General features: G+C 65.7%; 17 protein-coding genes. 6 read left to right on the top strand and 11 right to left on the bottom strand.

Annotated features, from left to right (window positions below; genetic code table 11):
- Positions 1-46: 46 nt before the first annotated feature.
- Entirely contained in the window at positions 47-601 is a 555-nt protein-coding gene (locus WBP07_RS07400) for a hypothetical protein (protein WP_395395186.1), read from the bottom strand.
- Between the two features lie 405 nt (positions 602-1006).
- Between WBP07_RS07400 and WBP07_RS07395 the strand changes: the two genes are divergently transcribed.
- From WBP07_RS07395 to WBP07_RS07385, 3 genes are all read left to right on the top strand, one after another.
- On the top strand, positions 1007-2539 hold the full coding sequence (locus WBP07_RS07395) for a phospholipase D-like domain-containing protein (RefSeq protein ID WP_395395185.1): 1533 nt from the start codon (positions 1007-1009) through the stop codon (positions 2537-2539).
- The gene (folE, locus tag WBP07_RS07390; protein WP_395395183.1) at positions 2536-3147 is read left to right on the top strand and encodes a GTP cyclohydrolase I FolE; all 612 of its coding nucleotides are present in this window, start codon (positions 2536-2538) and stop codon (positions 3145-3147) included. Before WBP07_RS07395 ends, folE begins: the two co-directional genes overlap by 4 nt.
- A gap of 176 nt (positions 3148-3323) precedes the next feature.
- A complete protein-coding gene (locus tag WBP07_RS07385; RefSeq protein ID WP_395395182.1) occupies positions 3324-4745 on the top strand; it encodes a hypothetical protein in 1422 nt (473 codons plus the stop codon).
- A gap of 207 nt (positions 4746-4952) precedes the next feature.
- Here WBP07_RS07385 and WBP07_RS07380 read toward each other — a convergent pair whose 3' ends face one another.
- Positions 4953-5633, bottom strand: coding sequence for an SDR family NAD(P)-dependent oxidoreductase (locus WBP07_RS07380; protein ID WP_395395181.1), 681 nt, complete (start codon positions 5631-5633; stop codon positions 4953-4955).
- 168 nt (positions 5634-5801) lie between these two features.
- Complete coding sequence (locus tag WBP07_RS07375) at positions 5802-6281, bottom strand: peroxiredoxin (protein WP_395395179.1); 480 nt, start codon at positions 6279-6281, stop codon at positions 5802-5804.
- A gap of 204 nt (positions 6282-6485) precedes the next feature.
- Between WBP07_RS07375 and WBP07_RS07370 the strand changes: the two genes are divergently transcribed.
- Positions 6486-7073 carry an S-adenosyl-L-homocysteine hydrolase gene (locus WBP07_RS07370; protein ID WP_395395178.1) on the top strand — a complete coding sequence of 196 codons (588 nt, stop codon included), beginning with the start codon at positions 6486-6488 and terminating at the stop codon, positions 7071-7073.
- A 6-nt stretch (positions 7074-7079) separates the two neighbouring features.
- On the opposite strand, the gene WBP07_RS07365 is transcribed toward WBP07_RS07370, so the two are convergent.
- The 4 genes from WBP07_RS07365 to WBP07_RS07350 form a co-directional block, all read right to left on the bottom strand.
- A complete protein-coding gene (locus tag WBP07_RS07365; protein WP_395395176.1) occupies positions 7080-7730 on the bottom strand; it encodes a molybdenum ABC transporter ATP-binding protein in 651 nt (216 codons plus the stop codon).
- Positions 7720-8421 carry a molybdate ABC transporter permease subunit gene (modB, locus tag WBP07_RS07360; protein WP_395395175.1) on the bottom strand — a complete coding sequence of 234 codons (702 nt, stop codon included), beginning with the start codon at positions 8419-8421 and terminating at the stop codon, positions 7720-7722. Before modB ends, WBP07_RS07365 begins: the two co-directional genes overlap by 11 nt.
- Positions 8422-8433: 12 nt before the next feature.
- Positions 8434-9204, bottom strand: a complete 771-nt coding sequence (modA, locus tag WBP07_RS07355) for a molybdate ABC transporter substrate-binding protein (protein WP_395395174.1) — start codon at positions 9202-9204, stop codon at positions 8434-8436.
- A gap of 80 nt (positions 9205-9284) precedes the next feature.
- A complete protein-coding gene (locus WBP07_RS07350) occupies positions 9285-9665 on the bottom strand; it encodes a winged helix-turn-helix domain-containing protein (protein WP_395395173.1) in 381 nt (126 codons plus the stop codon).
- Between the two features lie 253 nt (positions 9666-9918).
- On the opposite strand from WBP07_RS07350, the gene WBP07_RS07345 reads away from it, so the two are divergent.
- Positions 9919-10113 (top strand): hypothetical protein, encoded by a 195-nt coding sequence (locus tag WBP07_RS07345; protein ID WP_395395171.1) that lies wholly within the window; start codon positions 9919-9921, stop codon positions 10111-10113.
- 2 nt (positions 10114-10115) lie between these two features.
- Here the strand turns inward: WBP07_RS07345 and WBP07_RS07340 are convergent, their stop codons facing one another.
- The 4 genes from WBP07_RS07340 to WBP07_RS07325 all read right to left on the bottom strand — a co-directional run bounded on the left by WBP07_RS07340 (position 10116) and on the right by WBP07_RS07325 (position 15239).
- Positions 10116-11558, bottom strand: a complete 1443-nt coding sequence (locus WBP07_RS07340; protein WP_395395170.1) for an efflux transporter outer membrane subunit — start codon at positions 11556-11558, stop codon at positions 10116-10118.
- Positions 11555-13087, bottom strand: a complete 1533-nt coding sequence (locus WBP07_RS07335; RefSeq protein ID WP_395395169.1) for a DHA2 family efflux MFS transporter permease subunit — start codon at positions 13085-13087, stop codon at positions 11555-11557. The genes WBP07_RS07340 and WBP07_RS07335 overlap by 4 nt, the downstream gene beginning before the upstream one ends.
- Before the next feature lie 11 nt (positions 13088-13098).
- Complete coding sequence (locus WBP07_RS07330) at positions 13099-14208, bottom strand: HlyD family secretion protein (RefSeq protein ID WP_395395168.1); 1110 nt, start codon at positions 14206-14208, stop codon at positions 13099-13101.
- A 152-nt stretch (positions 14209-14360) separates the two neighbouring features.
- The gene (locus tag WBP07_RS07325; protein ID WP_395395167.1) at positions 14361-15239 is read right to left on the bottom strand and encodes an alpha/beta fold hydrolase; all 879 of its coding nucleotides are present in this window, start codon (positions 15237-15239) and stop codon (positions 14361-14363) included.
- Between the two features lie 164 nt (positions 15240-15403).
- Here WBP07_RS07325 and trxB point away from each other — a divergent pair, with 164 nt between their 5' ends.
- Positions 15404-16372, top strand: a complete 969-nt coding sequence (gene trxB, locus WBP07_RS07320; protein ID WP_395395166.1) for a thioredoxin-disulfide reductase — start codon at positions 15404-15406, stop codon at positions 16370-16372.
- Positions 16373-16565 lie beyond the last annotated feature (193 nt).

The raw sequence follows: 16565 nt of genomic DNA, 5'->3' as shown, positions 1-16565 counted from the left end.
CGGGCCTTCGTGTGCATGTTCGGGCGAGAATGACCCGCCGTGGCAATTACTTGCCGGTGGCTCCGCCGGTGGCGCCCTGGACGGATGCGTTGAACTGCGCGGCGGTCACGCCGATCGCGAGCGCGCCGTCCGCGCCGAGCCCGATGGTGTTCTTCTTCAGCGCAACGGCCGAACCGCTCTGCAAAGCCACGGTGACATTGTCGCCTTCGACCTTGCTGACGGTGCCGAGCACGACGCCATCGCTGCTCTTGATGGGCGCATCTGCGACCAGGGCAGCGGCAAGCGCCTCACCCGTCTTGGCCTGTGCGCCTTGAACGGCGGCTTCCAGCTGCGACTTGGTCATGCCGATGGTCAGGCCCTTGTCGCGGGCGACGAAGGCCGACTTGGGCAGGCCCGCGCGCGCGGTACCGGTGTTGACGGTCACCACGTCGCCCTGAACGGTTTCGATCGTGCCTACGTCGTTGCCTTCGGCATCGTAGACCTTTGCACCGGCGGTCGGGCTTGCAGCGGCCGCAGGTGCCGCCTGTGCCATCACGGCGGCGGGAGCGAGCGTTGCGGCCAGAACGGGGGCCAGCGCGGCGGCGATCAGCGATTTCTTCATGGCGTAACTCCTTCTCGATGCGGAAGCCGACCCAACGGCGACCGACACGCAGCCCCCAAACGCGTGAGGGCTCTCAAAAACAGGTCCGGAATGTTGACGACCCGGACAATTCGAACCGACCCAAGGCCGGAACCCGCTCCGCGTGCCATTGCACGTGGGAAAGAGCGGGCGTGAAAGGCATGCTTGTCTGCATGCATGTAACGGAATGGCGGGTGAACGGTGCCTGATCAACCGCCCGAGTGCCTTCGACTTGCGATGAATCGGCCCGAAATCCGCCGTTTCGGTGGCTGCGTGCGATGAACCGACCCGAAGGGCTTCATTTGTCGATGGCTTGCCCTGCGGAACATGTTGCGCTCTTGTTCGCTAGGCACACACGGGTTGCGGCCGATCGAACGGGTGGATGCATTGGAAAGTGAAATTCTGAAGGAGACGGAGGAGCCACCGGTCTCCCCGTCTGTCTGGCGCTATGCGATGGCGCGCCGGGCGCATGTGGTGATCGATGCGGCCGCTTATTTCTCCGTGATCCGCGAAGTCATGGATTCGGCGCAGCAGCGAATATTCCTGATCGGCTGGGATTTCGATTCGCGCATCCTGCTTACCGCCGGCCGCCGCTGGTGGCAGGGCGGGCGGAAGGAGCGGTTTCCGGCGCGACTGGGTTCCTTCATCATATGGCTGGTGCATTCGCAGCCGCGGCTGGAAATCCTGCTGCTGAAGTGGAACGTGTCGCTGCTGAAGTCGCTGTTTCGCGGCACCATGGTGATCGACCTGATCCGCTGGGCCTTTCGCGATCGCATTCATTTCCGCTTCGACGGCGCCCATCCGATCGGATGCAGCCATCACCAGAAGATCGTGGTGATCGACGATGTCTTCGCGGCCTGCGGTGGCATCGACATGACGTCCGACCGTTGGGACACGCCGGAGCATCTTCCGCACGACCAGCGTCGGCGCAAGCCCAGCGGCCGGCTCTATGGTCCATGGCACGACCTGACGATGGTGATGGAGGGCGACATCGCCAAGTCGCTGGCCGATCTGGGGCACGCACGCTGGCGGGCGGCGGGCGGCGGCGAAATCGTGCCCTGCGCGCCGCAGGACTTCGTACCCTGGCCGCAAGGCCTCGTCGCCGAGTTCGAGAATGTGGAGATCGGCATCGCCCGCACGCGCGCGGAATATGATGGCTGCTCGCAAGTGGCGGAGATAGAGCAGCTTTTCGTCGATCAGATCCGGCGCGCGAAGCACTTCGTCTATGCCGAGACGCAGTATTTCGCCTCGCGCGCGATTGCGGAGGCGATTGCCGAGCGGCTGCTGGAGCCCGACCCGCCCGAATTCGTGATCATCAATCCGCTCACTGCCAGTGGCTGGCTGGAGCAGGTGGCGATGGACACCGCGCGCGTCGAACTGGTGAAGACGCTGCAGAATGCCGATCATGCGGGGCGTTTCCACATCTTCCACCCGCGTGCGGCCGACGGCACGCCGATCTACGTCCATGCCAAGCTGCTGATCGTCGATGACGAGATCCTGCGCGTGGGATCGGCCAACATGAACAACCGTTCGATGGGCCTCGATTCGGAGTGCGACGTGTTCATCGATGCCGCCCGGCCGGCCAACGCGCATGTGGTTCCGGCGATCCGCGCGCTGCGCATTCGATTGCTGGCCGAACACTGCGGCAAGACCGAGGAGGTGATCGTGGAGGCGCTGGATCGTTACGATTCGATGGCACAGATGATCGAAAGCCTTGTGCCGGTGGGCAAACATCTCGAACGCTTGCCCTTGAAACATCTCTCCGATGCTGAAAGAGCGCTGGGGGAAAGCGCTCTGCTCGACCCGGAACGACCCGGGGAGATGTTCGAGCCGATCGAGCGGCGCGGTCTGTTCCGCCGCAAGGGGCAGCTCATGCGGCTGCGCCTACAGGAAAGATTGCGAAGGAGTATCAAGGGATGAGCAGCCTGGTCGGTCCCGACGAGGACAGCCCTTTCGAAAAGAAGCCTGCGGTGCCGGAAGACGTGCAGGAAGCGATCCGCACGCTGATCCGCTGGTCGGGCGACGATCCGGAGCGTGAAGGGCTGCTGGACACACCCAAGCGCGTGGCGCGCGCGTGGAAGGAATATTGCCAGGGTTATGGCGAGGATCCGGCCATCCACCTCAGCCGCGTGTTCGAGGAAGTAGGCGGGTACGACGAAGTCGTGCTGCTGAAGGATATTCCGTTCCAGTCGCACTGCGAACACCACATGGCGCCGATCATCGGCAAGGCGGCGATCGCCTATCTGCCGCGCAACCATGTCGTCGGCATCTCCAAGCTGGCCCGCGTGCTGCAGGGCTTTGCGCGCCGCTTGCAGATCCAGGAACGCCTGACCGCCGAAGTGGCGGAATGCATCTGGACGCACCTGAAGCCGCACGGCGTTGCCGTCGTGATCGAGGCGAGTCATGCCTGCATGTCCGCGCGCGGCGTGCGTACGCCTGGCGTCAGCATGATCACCAGCCGCATGATGGGCACGTTCCTTGAGGACGAGCGCAGTCGCAAGGAAGTGCTGAGCCTGATGGGCTACTGACGCGCTGTTTGCAGAATACCCGTTCGGGCATTCTGGCCGGCGCCGAGAAATTCGCGTTTTGCGAATTTCCAAACGGACGCTTATCCCCGTTTCCGCGTTGCCGGGGGGCTTGAACCGCCCCCCAGCCTGCGGCGATGGAGGCGTGGCGGCACCATTCGCGCCGCGCCGGGGGAAGTTTGAGCGGTTTCAACGATAGCGTCGAAGGGCAGGGCGCCCGTCTGCTGCGATATGGAGCCGCGCTGGTTCCCGCGGTAATGCTCTGCGTGCTGCTGCTGCGCAGCGTCTGGGACGTGGACATCTTCTGGCAACTGAAGCTGGGCGAGATCATCCTTGCCCACGGCGGCCCGATCGCGCGTGAGCCTTTCGCGGCGCTCCATCTGGGCGAGCCGCTGCCGGCGGTAGGCTGGCTGGCACAGGCGAGCATGGCCTGGGTGCGGTCGCTGGGCGGCTGGGGGCTGCTGCGGGTTTTCGATTCGCTGGTCTGGCTGGGCGGGTTCTGGGCCGTGGCCGCCGCCTGCCGCCATCGCGGCGCGACCGCGCCGGCCGTGGCTCTCGCGCTGGCGCTTGCATTCTTCGCTGCCCTGCCGACTGCCAGCATCCGCCCGCAGAGCTTCGCGGCGCTGTGCTTCGGATTGCTGTTGGCGCTGATGCAATTGCGCCTGCGTCCGCTGCCGACCATTGCGCTGGGCGTGCCGCTGCTGGTGCTCTGGCAGAATTTCCACCCTTCGGTGAGCATCGGCGTGCTGGTACTGGGCATTTACGCGGTCGTCGGCGGGCTGGGCTGGGTGCGTGACCGTACCCGGCCACTGCCGGTCGCCGCCGCCGTGCTGACGTTGGTGGCGGTGGCGGCGATGTTCGCCACGCCGGACGGCTTCTCGATCCTGGCCATCTCCGCCACCAATACCGAGATGAGCCTCGCCATCGGCGCCAGCGAGTGGCGCCCGCTATGGATTACGGCGAACTGGTGCAATGCCGCACCCGTGCTGGCCGTACTGCTGCTGACGGCTTGGATCGTGCTGCGCAGCCGTCGCCTCGATCCGGCCGAAGTGCTGGTGGCGCTGGGGCTTCTGGCGATGACGATGTTCGCCTATCGCTTTGCGCTGTTCTGGGCGCTCTCCATGGTGCCGGTAATCGCGCGCGGGGCGAGTTCGGCAGGGCGAGGGGCGGCCGCACCTCACTGGCTGCCCGTTGCCGCTGTCGCGCTGGTCGCCGTGGCCATGCCGTTTCTGGCGCCCACGCGCTTCGCGCCAAGCCTTCCGCTGGAGAGCATCGCGCGGCTCAAGCAGGAGAACCTGCGCGGCACGGTTTATGCGGACTTTCCGTTCGGGGGGCCGGTGATCGATGCGGGCTGGCCGAGATGGCGTGTGGCCTATGACGGGCGTTACTACCGCTACAGCCATGAGGAATGGCAGTACAACGGCGGGATCGAGAACGGCTATGTCCCGCTGGTCGATGTGATCGCCAAGTGGAACCCGGTCGCGTTCGTTATTCAGGAAGACCACAATGCGCCGCTGGCGGAGGAACTGGCGCACTCGCCACGGTGGAAGCGGATCTTTCGAGGGGCGGACGGCGTGGTCGTCTACGTGCGGCGGCGGTAATGGGCTGCTACGGGCCCACTCTAAGCCCGAGCGGAACCAACCTGTGCCTACGCCCGTACGCTCCGTCGCCCCCGCGAAGGCGGGGGCCCGCTTCCTTCTACCTTGCCGCAAGAAGAACAAGCGGGATCCCCGCCTTCGCGGGGATGACGGGATTTCATGGAGAAGGGAGGTCGCTGGCGCTCTCCGCTCTTGCCCAACCGCGGCTGCTCAACCGCCCTTTGTCACCGGCACCAGCGCGCCGGTCACCGCGCGCGCGGCGTCGGAGGCGAGGAACAGGATCACATCCGCAATCGCCTGCGGCTGGACCCAGGCCGAGAAATCCGCATCGGGCATGTCCGCGCGGTTGGTGGGCGTGTCGATGATGCTGGGCAGGATCGCATTCACGGTAACGCTGGAACCGGCCAGTTCCTCCGCCAGCGCTTCGGTCAGGCGGTGCACGCCGGACTTGGACGCGGCATAGGCGCCCATGCCCATGCCGGCCTTGACCGCTGCGCCGGCGCCGATGCTGATCACGCGGCCTGCAGCAGAGGCCTTCAGTGCGGGCAGCGAAAGCTGGGTGATGGTGGCGGCCGTGGTCAGGTTCATCGCCTGCATCTTCGCCCAGGACGCGAGCGATCCGCCTTCCAGCGTTTCCCAGGTGAAGCCGCCGGCGACATTCACCAGCACGTCGATGCCACCATGCGCGGCGACCACCTTGTCCAGCGCGGCGCGGGTTGCCGCTTCATCGGTCAGGTCCACTCCGCCGATGTCCAGCGCGCCGGCTAGCGGCTCCCTGGCCGAAGGCGCGAAGTCGATGCGGGCGACTTTGTCCCCCTTGGCGGCGAATGCGGATGCGACGGCATTGCCGAGCACGCCGAATCCCCCAGTGACGATAACCGAACGGGCCATGGAAACTCCTCTCTTTGCGCGGAGGCTATCGCGCCGGCCGAATAGGAGCAAGCCGGGCGGGCTATCGGGCGGGAGCCAACGCCCTACCGATGCTCAAGAAAAAGGCGGCGCTCCCGATCGGGAACGCCGCCTCTTCAAATCGTCAGCCTGAAATCAAAGCCGGCCTAATTACAGCTGACCGAGCATGTAGTCGGCCGAGCTGACTTCGAAAGCGCCCGGCGCTTCGACGTTCAGCTGTTCGACCACGCCGTCGTTCACCACCATCGAGAAACGCTGGCCGCGATGGCCCATGCCGAAGCCGGTGCCGTCCATCACAAGGTCGATCGCCTTCACGAAATCGCCGTTGCCATCGGCCAGCATGACCACGTCTTCAGAGCCGGAGGCCTTGCCCCATGCGCCCATGACGAAGGCATCGTTGACGGCGGTGCAGGCGATCGCGTCGATGCCCTTGGCCTTCAGGTCGGCGGCCTTGTCCACGAAGCCGGGAAGGTGCTTGGCAGAGCAGGTGGGCGTGAACGCGCCGGGCACCGAAAACAGTGCAACTTTCTTGCCGGCGAAGAAATCGGCGGACTGAACGGCTTCCGGGCCGCTTTCGCCGGCCTTGGTCAGCTTCACGTCGGGCAGCTTGTCACCAACGGCGATGGTCATGGGATTTTTCCTTTGTCTGCAAGTGAATCGCGAGCGTCCGCAGATATAGGGCCGCGCCGCCGCGCGGCAACGGGCGGTGCGCCGAAACATGGTCAAAATGGCCTTAACCGGAGCCTTTAAAATGTTCTGAACCGGGGGAGTGAGAGGCTTCTTCATGCATCGGACCTCTGCATCGGAGGCATCCGGGCGTCGGAGGAAGAAGCGATGATGAGCATGAAGCGCGTCGCCGTGGGGGGACGCAAGAATGGGCTGGAGTTCCGGCGGCGGGAGCGCGGCGGTGATCGCCGCCTGCTGGCCGGATCGATCCTGGGCATCGTGGCCGCGCTGGCGGTGGGGCTGAGCGGCCCGGCGCACGCCGCCAAGGCCGAGGCGGTGGTCAAGGTTAAGGGCAAGGTCGAGACGGCGGACGAGAGTGCCGAGCAGCTTCGCCGGCTGGACATCATGCTTATGGTCACCAGCCTGCGCTGCCGCACCACGGTGGACGATTTTCAGGCCGACTACGGCGATTTCACGCAGGAGCACTTGTCCGAACTGAACGACGCCGCGCGTTCGCTGCGGGATGGCTTCGTCGGTCGCTATGGAGACAAGGGCGCGGTGCTGGCGCTCGACAAGATCAGCGTGGTGATGGCCAACCAGTACGGCGCCGGCCATCCCTGGCTCAATTGCCACGAACTGCGGCAGGTAACGCGCGGGCTGGCACACAGCCATGGGCGCGCGCCGCTGGTCGATGCCGCACAGGAATTGCTGGCATCGGCGCGACCCCGGACGGTGGTGGCGCTGGCGCTGAAGTGAATGGGATCAGGTGTTGGTCGTGGTTTCCACAGCCGGCACCTCGATCACGCGATCGGCCAGTCGGTCCACCTCGGCCCGGTCATGGCTGACGTAGAGGATCGGCAGGCGCAATTCGTCGCGCACACGCTCGATCACGCGCAGGATTTCCTCTCGCCGTTCTGCGTCGACGGAGGCGAGGGGCTCGTCCATCAGCAGAAAGCGCGGGCCGGACAGCAGCGCGCGGCCGATCGCCACGCGCTGCGCTTCGCCGCCGGAAAGCGTGGCGGGCATCCGCTTCAGCAGATGGCCGATGCCCAGCACCTCCAGCGCGGTTTCCTGTTCCAGCCAGCGATGTTCGGGCGCGGCGATGTGCCAGCCATAGAGCAGGTTGTCGCGCACGGTCTTGTGCGGGAACAGGCGCAAGTCCTGGAACACATAGCCGCAGCGGCGGCGTTCGGGTGGCAGGTTGATGCGGCGATCGGCATCGAACAGCGTCTCGCCAGAGACGGCGATGTGGCCGCGCGATGGCTTCACAAGGCCGGCAATCATGTCCAGCAGCGTGGTCTTGCCCGCGCCGGATGGACCGAACAGCGCCGTCAGCCCGCCTTGTTCGACGCTGAAGGTATAGTCGAACAGGCGCTTTCCGCGCTTGAGGCCGATCGCAACGTCAAATGACATAGCGCATCGCTCCCGCCCGGTTGCGGCGGGCCAGCCACTCGGAAATCACCAGCGCGCCCAGCGACAGCAGGATCGAAAGCCCGGCCAGTCGCGCCACCTGCCATTCGGCGCCGGGAACCTGCAAGGCGCTGTAGATGGCGAGCGGCAACGTGCGCGTCTCGCCCGGAATGTTGGAGGCGAAAGTGATCGTTGCGCCGAACTCGCCCACCGAACGCGCGAAGCCGAGGACCAGCGCGGCAAGGATGCCGGGCAGCGTCAGCGGCAGGGTGATCGTGGCAAATGTGCGCAGGCGGCTGGCGCCCAACGTGCGCGCAGCCTGTTCATAGCGGCGGTCCACCGCCTCGATCGACAGGCGCATGGCGCGCACCATCAGCGGCAGCGCCATGATCGTTGCGGCAAGGGCTGCCCCGGTCCACCGGAACATGAAAGTGAGGCCCAGCGCGCTCTCGAAGAAGCGGCCGAGCGTGGAATTGGGGGCCAGCGCGATCAGCAACAACCAGCCGGTCACCACCGGGGGCAGCACCAGCGGCAGGTGGACCAATGCGTCGAGAATGATCGCGCCGGGAAAGCGCCAGCGTGCCAGCACCCAGGCCAGCGCGAAAGCCAGGGGCAGCGCGCAGGCCATGGCGACGCCGCTGACTTTCAGCGACAGCAGCAGGACTTCCCATTCCTCGGGCGTGAGAGCGGTCACGCGGTGGTCCGGTTACTTCGTGCCGAAGCCGAACTTGCGGAACACGGCCTTGCCCTCGGCGGAGATCAGGTAGCGGCGAAAGCCTTCCGCATCGCGGTTGCGAGAGGCGGTGAGGACGGCGACCGGATAGCTGATCGGCGGGTGCGAGTTGGCGGGGAACACGCCGGCAACGACCACGGCCGGTTCGGCGCGCGCGTCGGTCGCGTAGACGATGCCCAGCGGCGCGGCACCACGGCCAACGAGTGCCAGCGCGGCGCGCACGTTCTCGGCCGGGGCAAGGTTGTCCTTCACCGAATCCCACACGCCCAGCTTGGTCAGCGCCTGCTTTGCATAGATCCCGGCCGGGACCGCCGCCGGATCACCCACGGCAAGGCGCCCATTGCCCAGCGCGCGGGCCAGCGGGAAGCCGGGCTTGATGGCGATGCGCTGCGGCTTGCTCTTCGGCGCGACGATCACGAGGTCGTTGGTGAGGAACGACACGCGCGTGCCCTTGCGGACAAGGCCCTTGGCCTGCACTTCGTCCATCCAAGGCTCATCGGCGGAAACGAAGACATCGGCCGGCGCGCCCGCCTCGATCTGGCGGGCCAGCGCGGAGGAGGCGGCGAAGGAGATCTTCGGACGCGGATGGCCCTTGGCGGCCCAACCATCGGCGGCGGCGTTCATCGCCTCCTGCAAGCTGGCGGCGGCAAGCACCAGCGGGCCTTCGGACTGCGCGAAAGCAGGCGTCCAGAGCGAGGCCAGCAGGAGAAGGATGGGCAGAAACAGCGCACGCAGCCGGAGCATCTTCGAATACCTCCCGAAAACAACTGTATCCGGCTGTATATGGTCCTTCAGGTCTTGCCTAGGGTGCCTTCATGTGCGGTTCAGTGCCCGCGCGGTTCGGTCGGTTCCTGCCGCAGCAGGGCGGAGAGGGCAGCGAGGTCTGCCGTGTCTGCGGCCTGCCGGATGTGCTGCTGAAAGGCGCGGTAATGCGCCAGAACCGTCTCTCCGGTGTCGGTCAGAACCGCACCCGCACCGCCGGCGCGACCGGGGGATGTGGCCACCAGCGGCTTGGCCCAGCAGCGATTCATCGCGTCCACGAGCAGCCACGCGCGGCGATAGCTCATGTCCATCGCCCGCGCTGCCGCCGATATCGAGCCATGCGTGCGGATCGCTTCCAGCAGATCGGCTTTGCCTGGGCCCATGGCGATTTCGGTGTCGCAGAGCAGGCGCGGCTTGAGGGATAGCTGGGCAAGGTCGGTCATGGGCTGGCGGTCCGTGGCAAAGTGCGATCGGACCTATGCCATCGCAGGTTTGGGGGCAATCGGGGTGGGTTGAGAGGATGGTGGGAGAGAGATTGCAGGAACGCGCCCTTCTGATAGCATGCCCCGTGAAGCCGATGGCTTCGGATCGTCACGGTCAAAAAGACCGGGCGATCGGGGACCGACGGGGGCGATCCGGAACAGCACAGGGGGCAAAGCCCTCCGGTCGCGCCCGCGCACGAGAGAGGATGCGTGGATGAAGGTCGCTGAAGAGAAGACTATTCGATTTGAACGCCGCATCGAATCGGTCGGCGGAATGGTGATTCCCGCGCCCGGGCTGGCGCTGGGAAGCGTGAAGCAGGATGACGAGCAAGACGTTCGGTCGTTGATTACTGCCGTGGCGATGTGCGTCGCCTGCTGGGTGGTGCTGGGCTACTACTTGCTCACCTGAACTTATCGGGCGGCCACGGTTTCCGCAGGAACCCAGCCGCCCGCCGTCGCCGCGTAGAGCCGCGCAACGTTCTGGAACTGCCGTGCGCGGGCATCGACCAGCGAGAGGCGTGCGTGCTGGGACGTGCGGCTGGAATCCAGCACCTGCAGCACGCCGCTGTTGCCCACTTCGAAGCTGCGGCGCGACAGGCGAAGCGAATGATCGGCCACGTCCGCCGCCGTCTGCCGCGCGGTGAGTTCGCGGGCGTTGTTGCCGAGGGCGGAGAGTAGACCGGAAACCTGACCGAATGCCTCGGTCACCACTTGCCGGTATTGCTCCGCGGCGGCCCGTGCTTCCGCCTCGGCCCCCCGCTTTTCGGCCTTCAGGGTGCCTCCGTGGAAGATCGGCGCGGAAACTCCGGCGAAAATGTCGAAAGCATTGAACTTGCTGCTGAACATCCGGTCGAGTTCGGAAGTCGACTGGCTGGTCGTCGCGCCCAGTGTGATGTCCGGATAGAGATTGGCGGTGGCTACGCCCACTCCGGCGACGGCGGCATGGAGCCGCGCTTCCGCTTCGCGAATGTCCGGCCGCGCGTGGACGAGCGTGGAGGGCAGGGCGACCGGCACATTGCCCGGCAGCACGAAGGCATCGAGCCCGAAGGCGGTTTCGCCCAGTTCCTGCGGCGAAATGCCCAGCAGGACCGCCAGCATCGCGCGGCCTTCCGCCAGTTGCTGCTCCAGCCCCGGCAGGTCCGCCCGGTCGTTGGCAAGCTGGCCCTGCGCGCTCAGCACTTCGACTTGCGTGCCTTCGCCCGCTCGGTCGCGCTTCTGGGTCAGCGAGACGTTGCGCTCATCCTCTGCGATCAGCGCGCGTTCGGTCGCCAATCTGTCGTTGAAAGCGGCGATGGCAAGCACCTGATCGACCACGCGGCCGGCGATCAACAGGTGCGCCGCCTCCGTCGCGCGTTCTTCCGCTTCGGCCTGTGCGGCGGCGCGTTCCAGCGCCCGGCGGTTGCCGCCGAACAGGTCGAGGTCATAGCTCACCCCGCCGCCCAGCGTGTAGAGGTCGAACTTCGGATTGGGGATCGCGCCGAACTGCGAATCGCTGGAAAGCCCGAAGGCGGCCAGATTGACGCGCTCGTATTCCGCGCGGGCATTGGCATCGACTTGCGGCAACTGGCGGCCGGCGACGGCGGCAACCTGCTGGCGCGCCTTTTCCAATGTCGCACGCGATGCGGCCAGCGAGTGGTTGCCGGAAAGCGCCTTCGCCACCAGCGCGTCGAGTTCGGGATTGCCGAAAGCCTTCCACCAGTCCGCCGGCGCGGCGTCGCCCAGCACCGCACGGTCGGCGGCAGCGCCATAGCCCGCCTCGGTCGAAGGCGGGGCAGGGGGCGCATAGTTGGGCCCCACCGTGCAGGCGACGCAGAGAAGCAACGGGATCAGAGTGGCGGTCTTGCGCAAGGTCATTCCCCGATGGGCAGCGTATGGGTGTCCACTTGTGTCCGGCGCACGCGCATCAGCATCACGAGCGGGATCAGGCAGAGGGTCAGCAGGAACACGACGTGGAACAGCGTGACATCGCCCACCATCGTCGCCTGGCGGGAGACTTCGCCATAGATCGCGGCCATCGATTGCTGCGATCCGAAGTCGAAATCGGGCCGGGCCCAGGCGAAAACCGGATTATCCGGCCGGACGTGCTGGACAAGGTCGTTTCGCGATTGGGCGATGAAGTGCAGGTACTCGTACTGGATCGCCGAGATGCCTACCGCATTGCCGACATTGCGGGTGAGCGCGAAGATCGCCGCGCCCTCATTGCGCAAGGCAGGGGCCAGTGTGGAGAACACGATGACCGACAGCGGCACGAAGATCATCCCGCTGCCCAGACCCTGCACCAGACCCGCAAAAACGAGCGTGCGCTGATCCACATAGAGGTCGACATGCGAATACATCAGCATGCCGGAACCCATCAAGACGAGGCCGGTGACGATCACCGCGCGCGTGTCCACGTACTTCAGTACGCGCGAGACGATCAGCATGGATGTCAGCGTGCCGATCGCGCGCGGCAGGCTGATGAAGCCCGCCTGCAAGGCCGAATAGCCCAGGAGCGACTGCGTCATCACCACGATCATCGGAATAGTCGCGAAGGCCACGACGCCGATCATCATCGAGAAGATCGACCCGATCGCGAAGTTGCGGTCCTTGAACAGGCTGGGCCGGATGAAGGTATCGCGCGCGGTCGCCATGTGGACGCACATCAGGTAGGTCGTGATGCCGCAGATTAGCGCATAGATGCGGATCTCACCGGAATCGAACCAGTCCAGATGCTCACCCCGGTCGAGGATCAGTTGCAAGGTGGTCAGCGCGATCGAGACCAGGATGAAGCCAAGCAGGTCGAACCGCGTCTGCAATCGACTGGGGCGGCGGCGCAGGAACGCCAGCATGCCCAAGAACGAGAGCGCGCCAAACGGCAGGTTGATGAAGAAGACCCAGCGCCATGACAGCGCATCGGTCAGCCAGCCGCCCAAGGTCGGCCCGATGATCGGCCCGGCCATCGAGCCGAGCGCGAAGATGGCCATCGCCTTGCCGTGATCCTCGGGCGGGTTGATGTCCAGCAGGATCGCCTGACTCAGCGGAACCAGCCCGGCCCCGCAGGCGCCTTGCAGGAAGCGGGCAAGGATGATCGTCTGGAGGTCCGTCGCCAATCCGCAGAGCGCCGAAGCGAGGGTGAACCCGGCCACTGAGAACAGCATCACGTTCTTGCGCCCCACGCGGCCCGCCAGCCAACCGCTGAGCGGCGTGGCGATCGCGCTGGCGACAAGGTAGCTGGTCAGCACCCACAGCACCTGCTCCTGCGAGGCGGAGAGGCTGGCCTGCATGTGCGGCAGGGCGACGTTGGCGATGGTGATGTCCACCGCCACCATCGTCGATGCCAGCATGCAGGGGATGGTGATCAGCAGCCGCTCCAGCGGAGACGGATAGGCGGAGGACGGCGGCATGCCCGCGCTCCTCAGCGCTTTTGCGGCGTGGTTTTTGCCGTCGTGTCGGCGGCGAAGAGGTGGCGTTCGTGTCCGGTATCGACCTTCACGGTGGCGGAGAGGCCGGCGCCGAGCGGCAGGTTGCCCGCGGGTTCGTCCAGCACCACCTGCACCGGCAGGCGCTGCACCACTTTCACCCAGTTGCCGGTGGCGTTCTCCGCCGGCAGGACCGAGAAGCTGGATCCGGTGCCGGGGCTGAAACTCTGGACATGGGCCTTGAACGTGCGGTCCGGGAAAGCGTCCAGCGTCACGGTCGCCGGTTGGCCCGCGCGCATGTAGTGAAGCTGGTCTTCCTTGAAGTTCGCCTGCACCCAGAAGTTGAGGCCGGTCAGCATGAACACCGCGCGGCCGGGCGATACGTAGTTGCCGACCTGAAGCTGGTTCACGCGGGTGACGACGCCGTCCTGCGATGCGCGCACTTCGGTATCGCCCAGGTCGATGCGCGCCTGGGCCAGCTTGGCAGCGGCCTTGCGCACTTCGGGCAGGGCGGAGGTATCGCCGTCGATATGCCCGGCCAGGCTGGCGCGCAGGCTTTCGACACGCGCCTCGGCAGCGGCGATGGCCTGCAGCGATGCGCGCGCCTCGGTCGCGGCCTGTTCGTACTGTGCGCGAGACGCGATGCCTTCGCCGGTCAACGACTTCTGCCGCGCGGCTTCGCCCACGGCGAAATCGTGGCGGGCCTTGGCGGTGGAAACTTGCGTCAGCGCCTCACGATAATCGGCGCGTTGTGATGCGGCGTCGGTCTGGGCCTTCGCGAGTTCGGCTTCGGCGGAATCGACGGCGGCGGCGAAATTGGTCGGGCGGATGCGGAACAGCACCTGCCCCTTGCGGACATGCTCGTTCTCGCGAACCTCGATGGCGACCACGGTGCCCGCGACATTGGGGCTGACCGCGACCATGCCGGTTTGCAGCGCGGCATTGTCCGTCTCTTCATAACGGCCGCCGGAGAGATAGAACCATCCGGCGCCCGCCAGCACGATCAGCGGACCGGCGATCATCAGCACCGCGCGCAAAGAGCGCCGCTGCGTGCGGGGAACCGAAGCGACTGTGTCTTCGGCCTTGATCGAGGTTTCGGCGTTCATGCGATTCTATGCCCTTCGTGCGGCTCGGGCTTGAGACTCGGCCTCAAACCTCGAGAGCACAGATAATAAGCATAGTTATTATCAGCAATACAAGCATCGCAAGGAGGTGCGATCGGGTAATCGCGATTGCGATTTTGGTGCCCTTGCGAAATTCAGGTCGCGAGGAAGCCCTTCACGTCCGCCATGAAGCGGTCGAACTGGTCGTGGTGCAACCAGTGTCCGGCATCGTCGTATTCGACCAGGCGCGCGGTCGGGAAATAGTCGATCCGACCGTCGACCGATGGGCTCTGCGAGAAGCTGTTCTTTCCCCATAGCATCAATACCGGGCACGTGATCGCCTGCCACAGCGAGACGAGGTCGCCCGAAGGCATGTCCGAAACCGACCAGATGTTGAGGTAATTGTCGAACTTCCAGCTCCAGGTGCCGTCCTCGTTCCGGTTGGTGCCGTGGATGGTGAGGTGGCGGGCCTGTTCGTCGGTGAGGAAGGAATTCTCCTCCTTCATCCGCTCATATGCGTCACGGCGCGTGGCGTATTTGCGCGGGGTGCGGCCGGCGGCCTTGCGCTTGTCATCGATCCATTGGCGCAGCCGATCGCCCACGCCGCGCTCCTCCATCTGGCGGCGGATATGCGGGGGTGGGCCGAGTCCCTCGATATTGACGAACTTGTTCACCTTGTCCGGAAACAGGCCGGTGAAGCGCGTGGCGATGCCGCCGCCCAGTGAATGGGCGATGATCGTCACCTTCTCGTACCCCAGCGTGTGCACCAGCTGCGCGAAGTCATAGACCATCGCGTCCATGCCGTAGTGCCCCTCCGGCGACCATTCGGAATCGCCGTGTCCGCGCAAATCAGGGCAGATCACATGCCAGTCGCGCCGCAGTTCCTCGGCCACCCAGTCCCAGCTTCGGCAATGGTCGCGTCCGCCGTGCTGCAGGATCAGCGGAGGGGCATCCACATTGCCCCAGTCGACATAGTTGAGCCGCAGGCGCTGCGAGACGAAGTGGTTGGAAGTGGGGCCGAGTTGTGTGTCCATCCGCCAAGCGTGGGCCGACAGGAGGGGGCCGTCAACCACGGCGAAGCGATGATTTGCGGGGATCAAGTATTTCCATGATGTCCCTAACGCTTGGCAAACCGGGGGTCTTGCCCCTATCTCGCGCCCCAACGATTTTCACGAGATTTACGCCGGAGGCTTCGTAAATGGCGACCACGCACAAGACCCGCATGCTCATTATCGGCTCCGGCCCCGGCGGACTTTCCGCCGCGATCTACGGCGCGCGCGCGGGGATGCAGCCGATCGTGGTGCAGGGCCTTCAGCCCGGCGGTCAGCTGACGATCACGACCGATGTCGAGAACTATCCCGGCTTCCGCGAAGTGATTCAGGGCCCGTGGCTGATGCAGGAAATGGAGGCGCAGGCCGTCCATGTCGGCACGCGGATGATGTACGACGTGATCACCTCGGTCGATCTGGAAGGCCCGGTGTTCCGCGCCGTGGGCGATTCGGGCGACATCTACGAAGGCGACACGCTGGTCATCGCCACCGGCGCTCAGGCGCAGTGGCTGGGCGTTCCGGGCGAGCAGGAGCTTTCGGGCAAGGGCGTTTCCGCCTGTGCCACTTGCGACGGTTTCTTCTATCGCGGCAAGAAGGTCGTGGTGATCGGCGGCGGCAACACCGCGGTCGAGGAAGCGCTCTACCTCACCAACCACTCCGACGAAGTGACGCTGATTCACCGCCGTGACACGCTGCGCGCCGAGAAGATCCTTCAGGACCGCCTCTTCGCCAATCCGAAGATCAAGGTCGTGTGGAACAAGCGCGTCGAGCGCTTCATGGAAGGCGAGAACGGCGACCTGCGCGCGCTGGCGCTGATCGACACGCACACCGGCGAGCAGAGCGAAATCCTGACCGACGGCGCGTTCGTCGCCATCGGCCATGCGCCCGCGACTGAGCTGTTCAAGGGCAAGCTGCCGATGGACGAGACCGGTTACCTGCTGGTCGAACCCGGCACGCCGAAAACCGAAATTCCGGGCGTCTTCGCGTGCGGCGACGTGATGGATCATACCTACCGCCAGGCGATCACTGCCGCCGGCACCGGCTGCATGGCCGCGCTCGATGCAGAGCGCTACCTCGCCCACCGCGACTTTGCCGAGGCGGCCAAGGTCGAGGCGTAAGCGTTTCAGGACGGGAGGGCGCCAGGCGGCGCTCCTCCCTGTCTCGCGCCTCAAACCAACGCTCCAAAATCAAACCCCGTCATCCCCGCGAAGGCGGGGATCCCGCTTTTCTTCGCGGCGTGGAGAAAGGGCAGCGGGGCCCCCGCCTTCGCGGGGGCGACGGAGTTCTATCTACTCGGTTGGGTGCGGCGCG

This window comes from Novosphingobium oxfordense (assembly GCF_044029435.1).
GTDB lineage: Bacteria > Pseudomonadota > Alphaproteobacteria > Sphingomonadales > Sphingomonadaceae > Novosphingobium.
Note: the sequence above shows the minus strand (reverse complement) of the source record. Positions and strands in the feature narration are given on the sequence as shown.